This window comes from Maricaulis sp. CAU 1757, assembly GCF_054482675.1.
In genome coordinates this window covers 424,229-441,975 of the sequence record NZ_JBTLRI010000002.1, presented here as the reverse complement: position 1 = coordinate 441,975, position 17,747 = coordinate 424,229, and the positions used below count along the sequence as shown (strand labels likewise).

At 65.9% G+C, this 17,747-nt stretch carries 16 protein-coding genes; 12 read left to right on the top strand and 4 right to left on the bottom strand.

The window, feature by feature from the left end:
- The coding region (locus tag ACXYMR_RS08390; protein ID WP_458942402.1) for a PAS domain-containing protein at positions 1-869 on the bottom strand (869 nt) is incomplete at its 3' end.
- A 156-nt stretch (positions 870-1,025) separates the two neighbouring features.
- On the opposite strand from ACXYMR_RS08390, the gene lipA reads away from it, so the two are divergent.
- Both lipA and ACXYMR_RS08380 read left to right on the top strand, forming a co-directional pair.
- Positions 1,026-2,024 carry a lipoyl synthase gene (gene lipA, locus ACXYMR_RS08385; RefSeq protein WP_458942401.1) on the top strand — a complete coding sequence of 333 codons (999 nt, stop codon included), beginning with the start codon at positions 1,026-1,028 and terminating at the stop codon, positions 2,022-2,024.
- A gap of 13 nt (positions 2,025-2,037) precedes the next feature.
- A complete protein-coding gene (locus tag ACXYMR_RS08380) occupies positions 2,038-2,541 on the top strand; it encodes a type II toxin-antitoxin system RatA family toxin (protein ID WP_458942400.1) in 504 nt (167 codons plus the stop codon).
- On the opposite strand, the gene ACXYMR_RS08375 is transcribed toward ACXYMR_RS08380, so the two are convergent.
- Positions 2,503-3,003 (bottom strand): CinA family protein, encoded by a 501-nt coding sequence (locus ACXYMR_RS08375; RefSeq protein ID WP_458942399.1) that lies wholly within the window; start codon positions 3,001-3,003, stop codon positions 2,503-2,505. The two genes, ACXYMR_RS08380 and ACXYMR_RS08375, sit on opposite strands and share 39 nt — an antisense overlap.
- Complete coding sequence (locus ACXYMR_RS08370) at positions 3,000-4,151, bottom strand: bifunctional 2-C-methyl-D-erythritol 4-phosphate cytidylyltransferase/2-C-methyl-D-erythritol 2,4-cyclodiphosphate synthase (protein WP_458942398.1); 1,152 nt, start codon at positions 4,149-4,151, stop codon at positions 3,000-3,002. Before ACXYMR_RS08370 ends, ACXYMR_RS08375 begins: the two co-directional genes overlap by 4 nt.
- Before the next feature lie 84 nt (positions 4,152-4,235).
- Between ACXYMR_RS08370 and dusB the strand changes: the two genes are divergently transcribed.
- From dusB to hflX, 10 genes are all read left to right on the top strand, one after another.
- Positions 4,236-5,234 carry a tRNA dihydrouridine synthase DusB gene (gene dusB, locus ACXYMR_RS08365; protein WP_458942397.1) on the top strand — a complete coding sequence of 333 codons (999 nt, stop codon included), beginning with the start codon at positions 4,236-4,238 and terminating at the stop codon, positions 5,232-5,234.
- Between the two features lie 20 nt (positions 5,235-5,254).
- The gene (locus ACXYMR_RS08360) at positions 5,255-6,283 is read left to right on the top strand and encodes a two-component system sensor histidine kinase NtrB (protein ID WP_458942396.1); all 1,029 of its coding nucleotides are present in this window, start codon (positions 5,255-5,257) and stop codon (positions 6,281-6,283) included.
- A complete protein-coding gene (locus ACXYMR_RS08355; RefSeq protein WP_458942395.1) occupies positions 6,280-7,506 on the top strand; it encodes a sigma-54-dependent transcriptional regulator in 1,227 nt (408 codons plus the stop codon). Before ACXYMR_RS08360 ends, ACXYMR_RS08355 begins: the two co-directional genes overlap by 4 nt.
- A 63-nt stretch (positions 7,507-7,569) precedes the next feature.
- Positions 7,570-9,795, top strand: coding sequence for a sensor histidine kinase (locus ACXYMR_RS08350; protein ID WP_458942394.1), 2,226 nt, complete (start codon positions 7,570-7,572; stop codon positions 9,793-9,795).
- Positions 9,796-9,797: 2 nt separating this feature from the next.
- On the top strand, positions 9,798-11,192 hold the full coding sequence (gene ntrX, locus ACXYMR_RS08345; RefSeq protein WP_458942393.1) for a nitrogen assimilation response regulator NtrX: 1,395 nt from the start codon (positions 9,798-9,800) through the stop codon (positions 11,190-11,192).
- Between the two features lie 22 nt (positions 11,193-11,214).
- Entirely contained in the window at positions 11,215-12,588 is a 1,374-nt protein-coding gene (gene trkA, locus ACXYMR_RS08340; RefSeq protein WP_458942392.1) for a Trk system potassium transporter TrkA, read from the top strand.
- 3 nt (positions 12,589-12,591) lie between these two features.
- Positions 12,592-13,995, top strand: coding sequence for a TrkH family potassium uptake protein (locus ACXYMR_RS08335; RefSeq protein WP_458942391.1), 1,404 nt, complete (start codon positions 12,592-12,594; stop codon positions 13,993-13,995).
- Between the two features lie 9 nt (positions 13,996-14,004).
- On the top strand, positions 14,005-14,871 hold the full coding sequence (locus tag ACXYMR_RS08330; RefSeq protein ID WP_458942390.1) for a D-amino-acid transaminase: 867 nt from the start codon (positions 14,005-14,007) through the stop codon (positions 14,869-14,871).
- 90 nt (positions 14,872-14,961) lie between these two features.
- Positions 14,962-15,228 carry an RNA chaperone Hfq gene (gene hfq / locus ACXYMR_RS08325; protein WP_458942389.1) on the top strand — a complete coding sequence of 89 codons (267 nt, stop codon included), beginning with the start codon at positions 14,962-14,964 and terminating at the stop codon, positions 15,226-15,228.
- A complete protein-coding gene (gene hflX / locus ACXYMR_RS08320) occupies positions 15,225-16,574 on the top strand; it encodes a GTPase HflX (protein ID WP_458942388.1) in 1,350 nt (449 codons plus the stop codon). Before hfq ends, hflX begins: the two co-directional genes overlap by 4 nt.
- On the opposite strand, the gene mazG is transcribed toward hflX, so the two are convergent.
- On the bottom strand, positions 16,571-17,389 hold the full coding sequence (gene mazG / locus ACXYMR_RS08315) for a nucleoside triphosphate pyrophosphohydrolase (protein ID WP_458942387.1): 819 nt from the start codon (positions 17,387-17,389) through the stop codon (positions 16,571-16,573). The genes hflX and mazG overlap by 4 nt on opposite strands.
- Positions 17,390-17,747 lie beyond the last annotated feature (358 nt).

The window sequence follows — 17,747 nt, the reverse complement described above, 5'->3', positions numbered from 1 at the left end:
ATGCGCTGGGAGATGTCCTCCAGCGAACCGGCGACCTGAACCGGCATGCCTTCGCGGTCCCAGCTGGCCAGACCGCGCGAGCGGACCCAGATGTGTCCGCCCTTGCCATGCCGGAAGCGGAACTCGACATCGTAGGGCTCGTGCTTGAGCATGGCGCCCTCGACCGACTTCTGGACGCGGTCACGGTCGTCCGGATGCACGGCGTCGAGGAATTTCTCCATCCCCCATTTCTCGCCGAGACCGATCTCGCCGGTGATGTTGTGCAGTTCGGGCGAAACGGTGAGCTCGTCGGTTTCCGCATTCCATTGCCAAAGACCGAGCTGGGATCCCTTCATGGCAAGGTCGAAGCGTTCCTGGTCGGCGTGGGCACGCAGGTGAAAGGCGATCAGGGCAGCCGCGGTTTCCAGTACCTGTGCATCGGTGCGCTCAAAGCGCGAGGGCCGCGGTTCGGCCGCGGCGAGGTTGAGCGTCCCGTATATCCGGTCGCCAAGCCGCAGGCAGGCGCCGATATAGGTGTCTTCATCATTGGGTTCGTAGCCGGGATTGTTGGCGAACTCGGTCTGGCCGGCATCGTCGATCATCACGGTCTCGCCGGTCGCCACGACTTTCTCGCAATAGGAATTGAGGAGGGCGTAGGTCTTGCCTGGCGTGTATCCCGCCTTCTTGTCGATGACATGCTCGACCACGCAGCGCTCGCCGCTGATGCGCGCGACCATGGCCAGCGGCAAGTCAAAATAGGCCTGGCAGCGTTGCAGCAGGGCGTCGATCGCGCTGGCATGATCGTCATGAGGCGCGGTGCTCAGGGACACCAGATCGAGCACGGCTTCATAGGCGCGTGCCGCCCCACTTCCCAACCCGTGTTCGCTCATGCCCAGCTGCTCTGCCCAATTCCGTATTCTCAAAGGAATGCGTTCCAGACTAGGGGGCGGGGCGGCAAATGCAATATTTACCGTTCGGCCTCACGCCAGCAGCCACGACAGTACGCCCAGCTTGATGCCAGCGCCGCCTCGGCTTATGTGCAGGCCATGGCCAATCTGATCGACAATACGGTGACCTCGAACACAAGCGAGCCGCGGCTTGCTGCGTCCGAGATGCGTGCCGCCCGCCATCCCGAGAAGCAGAAGCGGGCGGACAGCCCGATCCTGCGCAAGCCGGACTGGATCCGCGTCAAGGCGCCGGTCGGCAAGGTGTTCGCCGAGACCCAGGACATCGTCAAGAAGGGGGGCCTGGTCACGGTGTGCGAGGAAGCCGGCTGTCCGAATATCGGCGAGTGCTGGGAACAAAAGCACGCCACCTTCATGATCCTGGGCGACACCTGCACCCGGGCTTGCTCCTTCTGCAACGTCAAGACCGGCCTGCCGGCGGCCGTCGATACGGACGAGCCGCGCCGCGTTGCCGAGGCCGTGGCCCAGATGGGTCTCAAGCACGTGGTCATCACCTCGGTCGATCGCGACGACCTCGCCGATGGCGGTGCGCAGCATTTCGTCGACGTCATCCAGGCCATCCGCACGACCACGCCGGGCACCACGATCGAAATCCTCACGCCCGACTTCCTGCGCAAGCCGGGAGCGGCGGAAGCGGTGATCGATGCCAAGGCTGACGTGTTCAACCACAATCTGGAAACCGTGCCGCGGCTTTATTTGTCGATCCGTCCGGGGGCGCGCTACTACCATTCGCTGCGCCTGCTGGAGCGGGTCAAGGAACGCGATGAAAGCCAGTTCACCAAGTCGGGCATCATGGTCGGTCTTGGCGAAACCAAGGAAGAAGTGATGCAGGTCATGGACGACATGCGGTCGGCCGGCATCGATTTCCTGACCATCGGCCAGTACCTGCAGCCGACCCGCAAGCACGCCGCCATCGACCGCTTCGTCACGCCGGACGAGTTCAAGGCCTATGAGACGATCGCGCGGGCCAAGGGCTTCCTGATGGTCTCGGCGACGCCGCTGACCCGCTCGAGCCACCATGCCGGCGAGGACTTTGCCCGCCTGCGGGCGGCCCGGGACGCCGCGCTGGCGCGCGGCTGAGGCGGGCTGTCGCGTGGATACCCGCGAACGCCTGCGCCTGTTTTTCGCACCGGATGATCTGTACGAGCTGGTCTCCGATGTCCGCTCCTACCCGCAATTCATTCCGCAGATCACAGCCATGCGTGTGCTGTCGGAGAGCCATGACGGGCCGCTGACGACGATGACCTGCGAAGCGCGGGTGCGCTACAAGTTCGTCACGGAGCGGTTCACCTCGCGAGTTCATTCCGACGCGGCCGGGCGCGCCATTGACGTCGATTTCGTCGCCGGACCGTTCCGCGTGCTGGAGAATGTCTGGCGCTTTCACGCTCTGTCGGACGGGTCCACGCTGGTGGAGTTCATGGTCAAGGCGGCGTTCAAGAACCCGATCCTGCAAATGCTGCTGGAAAGCAATCGCGAGCGCGCGGCGCGCATGATGGTCGGGTTCTTTTCCGATGAGGCGGCGCGCCGATTCTCACCCGCAGGCGACCCGAACGCCGACCTATCCGAAGAGATCGACGCCCTCGGCCACCAGGTCTAGCGCGGTCGCAACGCTGGCCAGGCGGACCGCATCACGGCCCCTGTCACCGAAACGGTGCACGGTCGTCCGGGTCGCCTGATCCCGTACCGCCAGGCCGAAATGCACGAGGCCGGCCGGCTTGTCGCCATCGCTGCCGGGGCCGGCAATACCGGTGACGGAGACCGCAATGTCGGCATTCGAGCGCAGCAAGGCTTCCTCTGCCATGCGCCGGGCGACCTCGGACGAGACGGCGCCATGGGCCTCGATCAGGCGGGCCTGAACCCCCAGCATCTCGGTCTTTGCGGCGTTGGAATAGGTCACGAAACCGCGATCCACCACATCCGACGAGCCCGGGATTTCGGTCAGCAGGCCGGCGATGAGACCGCCCGTGCAGCTTTCAGCCGTGGCTATCATGACGCCGGCGGTGGTCGCCCGCTCGATCAGGTCTTCCGCCTGTTCGATGAGAGAGTGGGGAAACATCATGGGGTCATCCTTGCAGTCACTATGGCCTGCGCGGCGAGACCTTCACCGCGGCCGGTAAAACCGAGTTTCTCTGTCGTGGTCGCCTTGATATTGACCCTGGCGGGGGGCAGGCCGAGCAGGTCTGCCAACACCCGGCGCATGGCTTCGCGGTACGGCCCGACCTTGGGACGTTCACCGATCAGGGTAAGGTCGGCATGGACCAGCGTGCCACCGGCGCGAGCCAGCAAGCCGACGGCGTGGCGCAGAAAACGGTCCGAAGACGCGCCCGCCCATTGCGGGTCGCTGGGCGGGAAATGCTGGCCGATATCGCCGGCCCCGGCGCAGCCCAAGACGGCATCGGTGACGGCGTGCAGGCCGACATCGGCGTCGGAATGGCCGACCAGGCCGAGGCCGGCCCTGATCTCCACCCCGCACAGCCACATGCTGTCGGCCCTTTCCAGCCTGTGCACGTCGAAACCCTGGCCGGTGACGTAGTGGGATGCAGCGGAAAGGGTCTGCTCGGCGCGCTGGAAATCCTCGGGCCGGGTGAGCTTGAAATTGCCGGTTTCGCCGCTGACCGTGTGGACCTCCATGCCCGCTTCCAGGGCCACCGAGGCATCGTCCGCCAGGGCGCGCTCGCCCAACCGGTCATAGGCGGCCAGCAGGGGTGCCAGACGGAAAGCCTGGGGGGTCTGGGCGGCGTGCACGGGCTCGCGGTCTATGGCGGCCCGCATGCGACCGTCGCGCACGTCGAGCAGGGCGTCGGTCGAGGGCAGGACGGGCAGGACAGCGCCATGGTCGTGCAGGGCGGAGGCGAGGCGATCGATGAGGTCGGTGCTGACGAAGGGACGTGCCGCGTCATGGATCAGCACGGCCTCGATGTTGCGGGCCCTCAGGGCGTCAAGGCCGGCCCGGACCGAGGCCGTGCGCGTGGCGCCGCCGCGCACACGCTCGAAGTCGATGCCGCTCTCGTCGGCAACCCGGTCCAGGTGTTCGCTATCGTCGGGATTGACGACGACGACCAGGGCATCGATGGCGGGGTGATCGTGAAAGGTCGCGAGGGTGCGCGCGAGCACACTGCGGCCAGCGAGGGCTCGGAACTGCTTGGGGATGCCGCCGCCGGCGCGTTCGCCTCGTCCGGCAGCAACAATGACGGCGCCGAGCCTCATGACACTTCCTTCCCCGATTGCCGCAGCGCAGCAAGAACGATAGCTTGCCCGCTTACGATGCCCCGCAAGGATTTGTCCAGCCAGATGACCTTCTCCATCGGATCCCATGCGATCACCGTCCCGGCCGTCCTGGCCCCGATGTCGGGCGTCACCGACCTGCCATTCCGGCGCCAGGCCCAGAAGTTCGGGGCCGGCATGGTGGTGTCTGAAATGGTAGCCAGTGACGCTTTGGCCCAGGGGCGCAAGGACATGGTGCGCAAGGCGGCGCTCGATGCCAGCCTTTCACCCTGCATTATCCAGCTGGCCGGGCGCGAGGCGCACTGGATGGCCGAGGGCGCGCGCATTGCCGAGGCGGCGGGGGCCGACATCGTCGACATCAATATGGGCTGTCCGGCGCGCCAGGTGACCAAGGGCCTGTCGGGGTCGGCGCTGATGCGCGACCTCGACCACGCGCTGGGCCTGATCGAGGCCACGGTGGCGGCGGTCAAGGTGCCGGTGACCCTGAAAATGCGCCTGGGCTGGGACCATGACAGCCTGAATGCACCGGAACTGGCGCGGCGGGCCGAGGATGCCGGGGTGCAGATGGTCACCGTGCACGGGCGCACGCGGCAGCAATTTTACAAGGGCGAGGCCGACTGGGCGGCGGTGCGGGCGGTGCGCGAGGCGGTATCGCTGCCGGTCATCGTCAACGGCGACATCCTCGTCGCCGAGCACGCCAGAGACGCGCTGGAGCAGTCCGGGGCCGACGCGGTCATGGTCGGGCGGGCGTCCCAGGGACGGCCATGGCTGGTGGGCGAGATCGGACGCAGCCTGTTGGGCGAGCCGGTCGTGATGACGCCGTGGGCCGACAAGCTGGAAGCGCTGGCTTGCCAGTTCGAGGACAGCCTCGAGCATTACGGCGAGCCGCTGGGAATCCGGATGATGCGCAAGCATTTCGCCAGTTTCGTGGACGAGGAATGCCGCGGGTTCGACGCTGACCTGCGCAGCGAAAGCAAGCACACGCTGTGCCGGTCGAGCGACCCGGCGGAAGTTCTCGGGGCGCTGCACCGGCTGGGCAGCGCCGGACAGCGCGCGGCGGCGTGAGCGGCGAGCTGGAGGCGGTGATGCCGACGCTCGGAGCGGCCGAGTGGGCCGCCGTGCCAATTCTCGTTTTCGATGCGTCCGGGGTGTTGCGGCAAGCCAATGTGCAAGCCGAGGAGTGGCTCAACGCGTCGGCTTCCCAGTTGCGACGGGCTGGTCTGGGGGCGCACTCGGCGCGCGGCAAGGATGTCGACCGCCTGGTCCGGCGGGCGCTGGACAGGCGCAGTGATGTCGCCGCCCTGGCCTGTACGCCGGCCGGCGAGGCTCCGTTTGACATGCATGCGCGCTGGGACGAGGCCGGGGGGCGCGTGTGCGTGACCGTGATCCCGCCGTCTGGGCCGGGCGGGCTGGCGAGCGATGATGCGGCGCTCGGTTTCGGGCGCATGCTGGCGCACGAGTTGAAGAACCCGCTCGCCAGCGTGCGCGGCGCGGCGCAGCTGATCGGACGCAGTGGCGATGCGGACAGCCATCGCGAGCTGGCTGAACTGATCATCCAGGATGTCGACCGGATCACCCGCCTGGCCAACCAGTGGAGCCGGGTTGGCGACATCCGGTGTCAGGCTCTGCGCCCGACCAGTCTCAACGCCGTGGCGGTCGAGGCGCTGGATGCGATGGGCCGGGCCGGCTTGCCCACGCCGCTTCATCTCGGCCAGGCCTTCGACCCATCCCTGCCGGATACCGATGCCGACCCCGACCTGTTGCTGCAGGCGGTGCTGAATCTGGTCCGCAATGCCTGTGATGCCGTGGCCGGACGCTCCCAGGGCCGGGTCGAGATCGCGACCCGGTACGAGGGCGGGCGACGCAGTCGCGAGGGGCCGCAGCCGCTGCCCCTGGTCATCGCCGTCCGCGATAACGGGGCGGGCGTTCCGGCCGAGCTGGGCGAGCGGATCTTCACGCCCTTTGTCACCACCAAGCCGGCCGGCGAGGGGCTGGGCCTGGCTTTCGCCGCCCGCGTGGCGACGCTGCATGGCGGCGCGATCGACTATGCCAGTGGGCCGGACGGCTCGGAGTTCCGGCTGCGCCTCCCGCTGGCCAGTGGAGGGCGGACATGAGTGCCCGGATCCTGGTCCTGGAGGATGATGACAGCCTGCGCCTGGTGCTGTCCAAGGCACTGAGCGGGGCCGGTCACGCGGTGCGCGCGACGGCGTCGGCGGACACGGCGATGACCTGGGTGCAGCGCGGGGAGGGCGATGTACTGCTCGCCGATGTGCTGCTGGACGGACACAGCTTTCTTGACCGCCTGCCGCAGATCACCCGGCTGAAGCCCGACCTGCCAATCATCGTGATGAGCGCCCAGACCACAGCGGGAACGGCCCTCGATGCTGCCCGTGAAGGCGTCTTCGAATACTTGCCGAAGCCATTCGATATCGATGTGCTCATCGACACGGTTGCCGACGCGCTGACGAGCCGCAACAGCGCGACGGAACGCGGCGGTGGAGGCGACGGTACGGGGCTGGTGGGTCGCAGTGCGGCGATGCAGGCGGTGTACAAGGCGCTCGGACGCGCGGCGCAATCCTCACGCCCGGTCCTGGTTGTCGGCGAAACCGGCGTCGGCAAGCGCTGCGTCGGCGAGACCGTGCTGAGGGCGCGCGGGAGAAGCGGGCGGCCCGTCCTGGTCACCGCGGGACATGACCGGGCCCGTCTCATGGCCTCTGTCGAGGCCCCGCAGGGCGCCCTGTGGCTGCGCCTGGAAACCTGGCCGGAGGATCTCGTGGCGTTCGCCAATGCAGCGCTGGACGTGGCCACGAATGATGTCGTCGCGACGGTGACAGGCGCGCGTGCGGACAGGTTGGACACGCGCTTGCTGACCCGACTGGGCGGACAGCGCATCGAGATTCCGCCGCTGCGCCATCGGGCTGATGATATTCCCGTCCTGGTCCAGCATTTCAGGCAGCGTTCCGACGGCGCCGCGGCGGCGCTCGGTGAAGCCGTCATCGAGCGGCTCAAGGGCCATGGCTGGCCGGGCAATGTCGCGGAACTGGAAGCATTGGTGGAGCGTGCCGGAACAGGTCCGTGGAAAGTGCGTCAGATCGAAGCCCTGATCGACAGCCCCGCCCACCGGCCTGAGGATGCGGCGGAGGCCTGGAGCACGGCGGCCCTAGCCGCCGGGCTGGACCGGTCGCAGACCCTCGATGCAGTGGATGCCGCTCTGATGCGTCAGGCGCTGCGCGAAAGCCGCGGTAATCGCTCCAAGGCCGCGAAACGCTTGGGTATCAGCCGCAATACACTGGCGCGCCGCGTCGTCGAACTGGGGATTTCGGGCGATCCTATGTGACCTATGCGGCACGCCTGTTGATTTGAAGCAACAACCAAGTAATGATGCCGTTCTGCAACAGGCATGTTGGTGTCCTTGAACGAGACGACCGCTAACCCTCTGATCCGCAACATATCGCCCCGATCCGCGGCGCTTTTCGGGCTGGGATTCATTGTCTCGGTTACCATTCTCGCCATCACCGCCCTGGGCGTGCTGGGCGAAGGCGGGCTGATCAGCCTGGGAGGCCGCACGACCCTGATCGTGCTTGCCGCCAATGCGGTCCTGATCCTGATTCTCGCCTCGGTCGTCGGCGTTCGCCTGGTGCGGCGCCTGAGGGCGCGGCGTTTCGGCGAGCCGACACCGCGGCTGCACCTGCGCTTTGTGGCCCTGTTCTCGATCGCGGCTGCGGCGCCGGCCTTCCTGTCGGCCCTGTTCCTCGGTGCGGTGATCACACGCGGCGTGGATTACTGGTTCGGCACCCAGATCAACACCATGGTGGAGCGCCTGGAATCGGTCGCCTTCGACCACTACCAGCGGCGCGCCAGCGAAGCCTCGGTGCATCTCAGCGACATGGCCCGTGACCTCAGCAATGACGGGGCCATAGAAGCCTTCACCGGCAGCCGTATCCAGTATGTGCGCTATCTCAGCGAGCAGGCGGCCCTGCGCAATTTCACTGCCGCCTATATTGTCGATGACCGCGGCACCCTGCTGGCGCGTACGCATTTCCAGGAAAACAACTCCTATACCGCGCCATCGGTAAGGCTCTACGAGCTGGCCCGCGAGGGCGGGGTGGCCGTGTCGTCACCCAATACTGCCGGCGAGGTGGCCGATGACATGCGTCTGCTCACCGAACTGGAGGCTTACGAGAACGCCTATCTGTTCGCCACCGTACCGTTCGATGTCACCCTGTTCCGCGAAATGGGCGAGGCCCGGGTGGCCCTGCGCGACGCCAACACCCAGGAAGCCCAGATCCGTTCGAGCTTCCTGCTGCTCTACCTGGAACTGGCGGCCCTGATCATCATCGGAGCGATCTGGCTGGCTCTGACGGCGGCGACGCGAGTGGTGACGCCGATCTCGCGACTGGTCTCGGCCGCCGAGCGGGTGCGGCGCGGGGATCTGGAAACCCGGGTCCAGATGGGTCGGGATGATGATGAGATCGCCGCGCTCGGGCGGGCCTTCAACCGGATGACCCGGCAATTGCGCAGCCAGCGGCGCGATCTCATCGAATCGCATGTCGAATCGGAGAAGCGGCGGGCCTTCATCGAAGCCATCCTGGCCGGCGTGCGGGCCGGTGTGATCGGCCTCGACAATGCCGACCGCATTACCCTGATCAATCGCTCGGCGATTTCGATCCTGAGCCCCGGCACCGAAGACCTGCTGGGCGTCGGCATCGACGAGGTAACGCCTGCCCTGGTGCCGCTGGTCGAACAGGCGCGCCGCCGTCCCGGCGCCGTGGCCGAGGGGCAGATCGACCTCGAGACCGCCGACAAGCAGGTGCGACACCTGGTGGTGCGCGCCTCGATGGACGAGGAAGCCGGGCTGGTCATCACCTTTGACGACGTGACCCGCCTGGTCACCGCCCAGCGCAATGCCGCCTGGCGCGAGGTGGCCCGTCGCATCGCCCACGAGATCAAGAATCCGCTGACCCCGATCCAGCTCTCCGCCGAACGCATCAAGCGCAAGTACCGCAAGGAAATAACCGGCGATATCGAGACGTTCGACCGCTGCGTCGACACCATTGTCCGGCAGGTCAATGACATCGGGCGCATGGTCGACGAATTCTCGTCCTTCGCCCGCATGCCCCAGCCCAAGGTGGAGGCGGTCGAAATGGCCAATATGGTGAAGTCGGCGGTGTTCGCCCAGCGGGTCGCCTCGCCGAAGATCACCGTGGATTTCAACGCGCCGGCCGACCGCGTCTATGCCCTGTGCGATGCGCGGCTGGCCAGTCAGGCCCTTGCCAACATTCTCAAGAATGCAGCGGAAAGCGTTGATTCACGTATGGATATGGATGATCAGCCAGGCCGAATCGCGGTCGCCGTTGATATCCAGGACGACGAAGTCGCCATCTCGGTGACCGATAACGGGCTCGGGTGGCCGACGGCCAATCGCGAGCGCCTGACCGAACCTTACATGACCACGCGCGAGAAGGGGACCGGGCTCGGCCTGGCCATCGTCAAGCGCGTGATGGAAGACCACAAGGGACGGCTGGAACTGGATGTTCCGGGCGAGGGGGGCGGCGCCGTGGTGCGACTGGTCTTCCCGCTCACGGACGCCATGGCCAGCAACGTCCCGCAAGACGAGGAGGCCTGAGCGTGGCCAAGGACATCCTGATTGTCGACGATGAGGCGGACATCCGCGAACTGATCGGCGGCCTGCTGGAAGACGACGGTTATGACACGCGCGAAGCGGGAGATGCGGATGCGGCTCTGGCCGAGATCCGGGCCCGCAAGCCTTCGCTTGTCGTGCTCGACGTGTGGCTGCAGGGCAGTCGCCTGGACGGGATCGAACTGCTCGGTGAATTCCGCAAGCTCGATGCCGACCTTCCGGTCATCGTGATCTCCGGACACGGCACGATCGAGACCGCGGTCGCGGCGATCCGCCAGGGCGCCTATGACTTCCTGGAGAAGCCGTTCAAGAGCGACAAGCTGCTGCTGACGGTCAAGCGGGCGCTCGAAACCAGCCGCCTGCGCAGTGAGAACGCGCAATTGCGGGCGCGCTCCAGCAACCAGGGCTCGCTGATCGGGGAATCCTCCGGCATCAGTCATGTCCGCCAGCTCATCGACCGGGTCGGTCCGACCAATAGCCGGGTCCTGATCAAGGGTCCGTCGGGGGCCGGCAAGGAGCTGGTGGCCCGCCTCATCCACGAAGCCTCGCCGCGGTCCGGCTCGGACTTCGTTCCGGTCAGCGCGCCGGGAATGACGCCGGAAGGGGTCGAGGAGGAGTTGTTCGGGCGTGAACACGAGGATGGCTCGATCAAGCATGTCGGCCTGCTCGAGCGCGCCCATGGCGGCACGCTCTATCTCGACGAGATCGCCGACATGCCGAAGGAAACCCAGTCCAAGCTGCTGCGCCTGCTGGTCGAGCAGCGCTTCCGGCGCATTGGCGGGGCGGCCGATGTCCAGGTCAATGTCCGGGTCATCTCCTCGACGGCGCAGGATCTGCACGCCCGTATCCAGGAAGGACGCTTCCGCGAGGACCTGTATCACCGTCTCGCCGTCGTGCCGGTCGTAGTGCCGCCCCTCGCGGAACGCCGCGAGGACATTCCCCACCTGGTCGATCATTTCGTCGAGCGCCTGACCAATTCCGCCGGCTTGCCGCGACGTGCCTTCGGCAGTGATGTCATGGCGGCGCTGCAGGCGCATGGCTGGCCGGGAAATGTGCGCCAGCTGCGCAATAATATCGAGCGCCTGCTCATCCTCGCGACGGGCGCGCCGAACGAGCCGATCACGCTGGATTCCCTGCCGTCCGAAGTGGTGACTCGGGAAAACCATGATGTCGGGTTTGACGCGGAGAAGATGATCGCCTTGTCTTTGCGTGAGGCGCGCGAGAATTTCGAGCGCGAGTATCTCAAGGCGCAGATCGACCGCTTCGGCGGCAATATTTCGCGCACGGCAGCATTCATCGGGATGGAACGCTCGGCGTTGCATCGCAAGCTTAAATCCCTGGGCGTCGGTGGATCCCAGAAGGAAGGCGCCAGCCAGGCCTAGGCCGGCTGGAGGCGGAGAGAGCATGAGAGCAATAGTCTGCGGAGCCGGCCAGGTGGGTGTCGGCATAGCCCGGGCGCTGGCGCGCGAAGGCAATGCGGTAACCGTCGTCGACTGGTCGCCGGAACTGATCGACCGGGTCGTCACCGACCTGGACGTGCGCGGCATTGTCGGCCACGGCTCGCATCCCGACGTGCTGGAAAAGGCGGGGGCGGCGGAGGCCGACCTGCTGGTCGCCGTGACCTACTCAGACGAGACCAACATGATCGCCTGCCAGGTGGCGCACTCGCTGTTTTCCACGCCGATGCGCATCGCCCGGGTGCGGGCGCAGAACTATCTCGATCCGGCCTGGGCCGATCTCTTCAACACCGGCAATCTGCCGGTCGACGTAGTGATTTCTCCGGAGCTGGAAGTCGGTCGGGCCATCCTGCAGCGCGTTGAAACGCCGGGCGCTTTCAATACAGCCGTGTTCTCCGGTGGCCGCGTTCAACTGCTCGGCTTGCGGCTGGACGAGAACTCGCCGGTGGCCGGCTCGACGACCGAACAGGTCATGGAGCTGTTTCCCGACCTGCGCCTCGCCGTGGTCGGTGTGCAGCGCGAGAAGACCCTGTTCATCCCGAAGGCCAATGACCCCTTGCTGCCCGGCGATGACGTGTATGTGGTTGCCGAGGGTTCGCAGGTTCGCCGCGTGCTCGACATCTTCGGTCGCTCGACCGAGAAGATCCGCCGCGTTGTGGTCGTTGGGGCCGGCAATATCGGCGTCTACGTGGCGCGGGCGCTGGAACGCGCCGGCGGCGTCAAGGTGCGCCTGATCGAGGCAGACAAGGCCAAGGCCGAGGCCGCCGCGGTGCGCCTGAAGAAGACGGTGGTGCTGCACGGTGACGGGCTCAACGCCAAGATCATGCAGGAAGCCGGTGTGTCCAATGCCGAGCTGGTCGTGTGCGTGACCAATGACGACAAGGTCAACATGCTGTCCGCCGTGATGGCCAAGCGGGAAGGGGCCGAGCGCGCCCTCAGCCTGATCAATGAGCGCGGCTTTGAAGGCCTGCGCGACCCGCTCGGCATCGACGTGCTGATCGATCCGCGCGCGACCACGGTGTCGACCATCCTGCAGCACATCCGGCGCGGCCGGATCACCGGGCTGCAGAGTCTGGGCAGCGGTCAGGCCGAAGCGCTCGAGGGCATTACGCTGAACACATCGCCCCTGGTCGGGCGTCCCCTCGATGACCTGGAACTGCCGGACGGTGTCGCCCTCGGTGCGGTGGTACGGGGCGACAAAGTGATGCTGCCGGTTGATGAGGGGCGGATCCGGGAGAATGACCGGGTCCTGCTGTTCTGCAACAAGGCACTGATCCCCAAGGTGGAGCACCTGTTCCGCGTCTCGCTCGAGTACTTCTAGACCATGACCCCGGCGGCACTGCTTCGCCCCCTCGGGGCGCTCTGGGTCCTCGTCGCAATGGTGGCGGTGCTGGCGGCCTTCTCGGCTGCAGCCATGGGCGAGCGCCATCTGGCCCCGCTCTTCCTGACCACGGCCGGACTGGCGCTGGTTCCCGGCCTGTTCATCCTGGCGGCAACGCGCGGGGTGACGGTCGGCGCCAGTGCCCTGGATGCCATGGGACTGGCGCTCCTGGCCTGGGTCACGGCGCCGATCATGGCGGCCCTGCCATTCTGGCTGACCGGATATTTCGATCCGATCGACGCCCTGTTCGAAGCCTATTCGGCGGTCACCACGACCGGCGCGACGCTGCTGCCGGCGGACGACCTGCCGCGCTCCCTGGTATTCTGGCGGGCCATCCTGGCCTGGCTCGGCGGCTATGCGACTCTGCTCCTGGCCGTTGCCGTGTTTGCCGCGCTCGACCGGGATGTGCCGGCCATCCGCAAATCGACCCTGCTGACCCAGCAGCACGACAATGTGTTCGCTCACCTGCCGCGGGCTGCCAAGCGCATCGGCCTGATCTACAGCCTGCTGACCGCTTTCATCTGGATCGGCCTGCTGTTTTCCGGGGAGCCGCTGTTCAACGCCATCGTGCTGTCGATGAGCGCAATATCGACATCGGGTTATGTGCCGGCGGATGGTGGCCTGATGCTCACCAGCGGCAGTGTGACCGGTCTGGTGGTGGCCTTCGGCTGTCTGCTGGGCAGCCTGAACATCGCGCTGTTCTGGGATCTACTGCGCGACCGGTCGGCCGTCAGGGATCCGGATCTGGCCGGATTGATGGCACTCATCTTCGGTCTGGCGGTGCTCTACGCCCTGGCCGACCAGAGCAATATACTGGGCCACCTGGTGGATGCTGTTTTCGTGGTCACCACGGCGGGCTTCAGTTTCTCCGGCGATGAAACGCCGGTTCCGGTCGCGGCGGTGTTCATTGCCCTGATCGGCGGCGCTGCAGCCTCGACCAGCGGCGGCATCAAGGTGTCGCGCATCCTGCTGCTGTGGCGACGCATGGGCTCGGAGCTGGCCGTGCTGTCGGACCCGTCGGCCATCGTGCCGGTGACCTTCCGTGGTCGCACGGTGCGCGATTCCGCATTGATCGGGATCTGGGCCTATGTCCTCGGCTTTGCCGCCACGCTCGGCGTGGGCGGTGTGCTACTGGCTCTGGCAGGGATGAATTTCGAGGACAGCTTCCTGGGCATCGCCGTGGCGCTGGCCAATGCCGGCCCGTTGTTCGAGCAGGTCAATGCGTCGCACAGCTGGAGCGATGTGCCCAATGATGCCAAACCCGTATTGATGGCGGCGATGATTCTCGGGCGCCTCGAAGTCCTTGCTGCCCTGGCCGCCCTGTGGGCCCTGTTCATGAGAAAGTGAGCGCTCGTCGTGTCGAGAATTGCTTATGTAAACAACAGCTTCTGCCCGCTTTCAGCGGCCCGCGTGCACATCGAGGATCGGGGTTTCCAGTTCGGCGATGCGGTGTATGAGGTGTGGAGCGTACGTGACGGTCGGCTGATGGATGCTGCGGGACATTTCCGCCGGCTGCAGCGCTCGCTTGGCGAGTTGCGCATACGGTCGCCGAAATCGGAGACCGCACTGCGCCTCGTGCTGCGCGAACTGATCCGGCGCAACAGGCTGGTCGACGGTCTGGTCTATCTGCAGATCTCCCGCGGGCAGGCGAGGCGGGACCATGCCTTTCCGGCCGCCGACACCGAACCGACCCTGGTGCTCACCGCCAAGCGGTTGAGCCGGCAGGTACTGGAGGCGCGCGCCGAACGCGGCATCAAGGTGATCAGCGTGCCCGACCAGCGCTGGGCCCGCTGTGATATCAAGTCGGTCAACCTCCTGCCCAACGTGCTGGCCAAGCAGGCGGCGCACGAGGCCGGTGCCACCGAAGCCTGGCAGGTCGATGCCAACGGCCTGGTGACCGAGGGCAGTTCGACCAATGCCTGGATCGTCACGGCCGATGGCGTGCTGGTTACCCGCCAGGCTGACAATGCAATCCTGCACGGCATCACCCGGGGCACGCTGATGGCTTGCGCGGCGCAGCTGGGATGGCGGGTCGAGGAGCGCGCTTTCAGCATCGAAGAGGCCCAGACGGCGCGCGAGGCCTTCATCACATCGGCGACGACATTCGTCACTCCGGTCACCGAGATTGACGGCCGGGTGATCGGCAATGGCGCCCCCGGTTCGACGGCGCTGGCGCTGCGTCAGGCCTATCTTCGGGCAAGCGTCGAAGACGAGGGCGCTTAGCCTGCAAATTGAGAGGCTTGCAGGGCAACCGAAGCGCTGTATACCCTACAGAGGGGAATCGCCCGGAAACCGGACGCTTGCGGAGCCAAAATGTCGCACGACAAAAAACAAAACCTCCAGGACGTCTTCCTGAATTCTGTGCGCAAGACGAAGACGCCCCTGACCATTTTCCTGGTCAACGGCGTCAAGCTGCAGGGCGTGGTGACCTGGTTCGACAATTTCTGTGTGCTGTTGCGGCGCGACGGACTGTCCCAACTGGTCTACAAGCACGCCATCTCGACCATCATGCCGGCCGGCCCCGTCCAGCTGTTCGAGCCCGAAGAGGCCGGCGGTGACAGCGAAAGCGATCCAGATTGATCGAACGCGAGGCACCGGTATCGCGTGCCCTAGTCATACATCCGACCGAACGGAGCGGCCTCGACCGCGCCGATGCCCGTCTGGCTGAAGCGACCGGACTGGCTGAAGCGCTCGACCTCGAGGTTGCCGAGGCCTTCATTGCGCCGATGCGCAAGATCGACGCCGGTCGCTATTTCGGCAAGGGCAAGGCGGAAGAGCTGCGCGAGCGCATCGTGGAGCTGGAAGCCGACGTGGCCGTGATCGACACGGCGCTGTCGCCGATCCAGCAGCGCAATCTGGAGAATGCCTGGAAGGTCAAGGTGATCGACCGGACCGGGCTGATCCTCGAGATCTTCGGCCAGCGGGCCCGCACCAAGGAGGGCGTGCTGCAGGTCGAGCTGGCGCGCCTGGCCTATGAGCGCTCGCGCCTGGTGCGCACCTGGACCCACCTGGAACGCCAGCGCGGCGGTCGCGGCTTCCTGGCCGGTCCCGGTGAAACCCAGATCGAGACCGACCGCCGCCTGCTCAACGAAAAGATGGCCAAGCTGCGCCGCCAGCTCGACGAGGTGCGGCGCACGCGCGCCCTGCACCGGGCCCAGCGCGATACCGTGCCGTATCCGACGGTGGCGCTGGTCGGCTATACCAATGCCGGCAAGTCAACGCTGTTCAACCGCCTGACCGGGGCCGGCGTGTTCGCCGAGGACATGCCTTTTGCCACGCTGGACCCGACGGTGAGGGTCCTCGAGTTGCCGCGCGGCACCAGCATTCTCCTGTCGGACACGGTGGGTTTCATCACCGACCTGCCGACAGAGCTGATCGCCGCCTTCCGCGCGACGCTGGAAGAGGTGCGCGAGGCGGACCTGCTGGTGCATGTCATCGATGCGTCCGACGAGGACCATGAGGGGCGGATCCAGGATGTCGAGGGCGTCCTGGCGGCGCTGGAAGCCGGTGCCGAGCACGACCAGCCCGTGCTGGAGGTCTGGAACAAGGCCGATTGCCTGAACGAGGAGGCGCGCGAAGGGCTCGATGCTGCCACCGAAGTTGCCAACCTCAAGGCCGGTCACATGGCCCGCGTGGCCCTGTCGGCGGTCACCGGTGACGGCGTTGAGGCCTTGCTGAACGGTATCGAGACGCTGATCGCGCACAATGCCGAGCGCCTCGAGATCACGCTGCAGCCCGCTGATGCGCGGGCGCTGGCATGGTTGCACCAGAATGGTGATGTGCTCGACACGCGCCTCGACGAGGCAAGCGGGGCCCAGACACTGAGCGTGCGCCTGTCACCGGTTGATGCCGGCCGCTTCCGGGCGCAGTTTCCCGAACTGGCCAATCCGCTGGGCATTGGCGCGCCGGAAACCGAAGACTACTAGGCGTCCATTGGCGAACGTTCGATCGCCTTGGCCTCATCCCACAGGGCTTCCATGTCTTCCAGACTGGCTGCCTCAGGGCTCGAGCCCTGTTCGGCCAGGCGGCGCTCAACATGCCGGTAGCGGCGCTCGAACTTGACGTTGGCCGCGCGCGTTGCGGCTTCCACGTCTACTTTCAGTTTTCTACCCAAGTTTGTGCAAACAAACATCAAATCGCCAATTTCTTCGGCGATGTGATCGGCGTCATTCTCGGCAATGGCCTCGCGTACTTCGTCGAGTTCTTCCTCGACCTTCTCCAGCACCCGCTCGGCATCGGGCCAATCGAAACCGACCGTTGCGGCGCGCTTCTGGAGCTTCTGGGCGCGCTTGAGCGCGGGCAGGGCGAGGGGGATGTCATCGAGCACGCTGTGCCCCTTGTCGCCGGACTTGCGTTCGGCCGCCTTTATCGCCTCCCACTCGCGGGTCTGGGTTTCACTGTCACGCTGGTCGGCATCGCCAAAAACGTGCGGATGGCGGCGGATCATCTTGTCGGTGATGGCGGCCACGACGTCCTGGAAGTCGAAATGACCGGATTCCTCGGCCATGCGGGCGTGAAACACGACCTGGAACAGTAGATCGCCGAGTTCGTCCTTCAGCTCGGCGTAGCTCTCGCGCTCGATGGCGTCGGCCACTTCATAGGCTTCCTCAATGGTGTAGGGCGCGATGCTGGCGAAATCCTGCTCGAGATCCCAGGGGCAGCCACCTTGCGGATTGCGCAGCTGCGCCATGATGGCGAGGAGGCGGGTGATCGGCGGGGCGTCGTCGGCGGGGGCGGTCATGGCGTCTCCGGAGCGCGGCGGGAATCGACGTCATCATAACGCGATCCCGAGCCGGCTCACCTCCGATTGCTGTGGGCACCCGGAAGGACCGGTCGGACCTCAAAACCGCACTTCATGCGGCAAGGCAATCGAACCCTCAGATACCACGTCAACGAACTGGGTCGGTCAGGCGATGGCTCAAGCAGTGTGCTGTAAGATTATGGAATTGCGTGAGAAAGCTTCAGGTCAGAGGAAGAAGGGCGGCGCGATGACCGATTTCCCGCCATATCCAAAATGCGTATAATGAATATTATGAGAAATCAGATTGTGGATCCTCGGGGCTATTCAGGCCGATGCTTTGGGGCTGGATCCGGGATCG

Coding starts and splice junctions, on each gene's coding strand:
- lipA (WP_458942401.1), top strand. CDS start 1,026: ATGGCCAATCTGATCGACAATACGGTGACCTCGAACACAAGCGAGCCG.
- ACXYMR_RS08375 (WP_458942399.1), bottom strand. CDS start 3,003: ATGATGTTTCCCCACTCTCTCATCGAACAGGCGGAAGACCTGATCGAG.
- ACXYMR_RS08370 (WP_458942398.1), bottom strand. CDS start 4,151: ATGAGGCTCGGCGCCGTCATTGTTGCTGCCGGACGAGGCGAACGCGCC.
- dusB (WP_458942397.1), top strand. CDS start 4,236: ATGACCTTCTCCATCGGATCCCATGCGATCACCGTCCCGGCCGTCCTG.
- ACXYMR_RS08360 (WP_458942396.1), top strand. CDS start 5,255: ATGCCGACGCTCGGAGCGGCCGAGTGGGCCGCCGTGCCAATTCTCGTT.
- ACXYMR_RS08355 (WP_458942395.1), top strand. CDS start 6,280: ATGAGTGCCCGGATCCTGGTCCTGGAGGATGATGACAGCCTGCGCCTG.
- ACXYMR_RS08350 (WP_458942394.1), top strand. CDS start 7,570: ATGTTGGTGTCCTTGAACGAGACGACCGCTAACCCTCTGATCCGCAAC.
- trkA (WP_458942392.1), top strand. CDS start 11,215: ATGAGAGCAATAGTCTGCGGAGCCGGCCAGGTGGGTGTCGGCATAGCC.
- ACXYMR_RS08335 (WP_458942391.1), top strand. CDS start 12,592: ATGACCCCGGCGGCACTGCTTCGCCCCCTCGGGGCGCTCTGGGTCCTC.
- hfq (WP_458942389.1), top strand. CDS start 14,962: ATGTCGCACGACAAAAAACAAAACCTCCAGGACGTCTTCCTGAATTCT.
- mazG (WP_458942387.1), bottom strand. CDS start 17,389: ATGACCGCCCCCGCCGACGACGCCCCGCCGATCACCCGCCTCCTCGCC.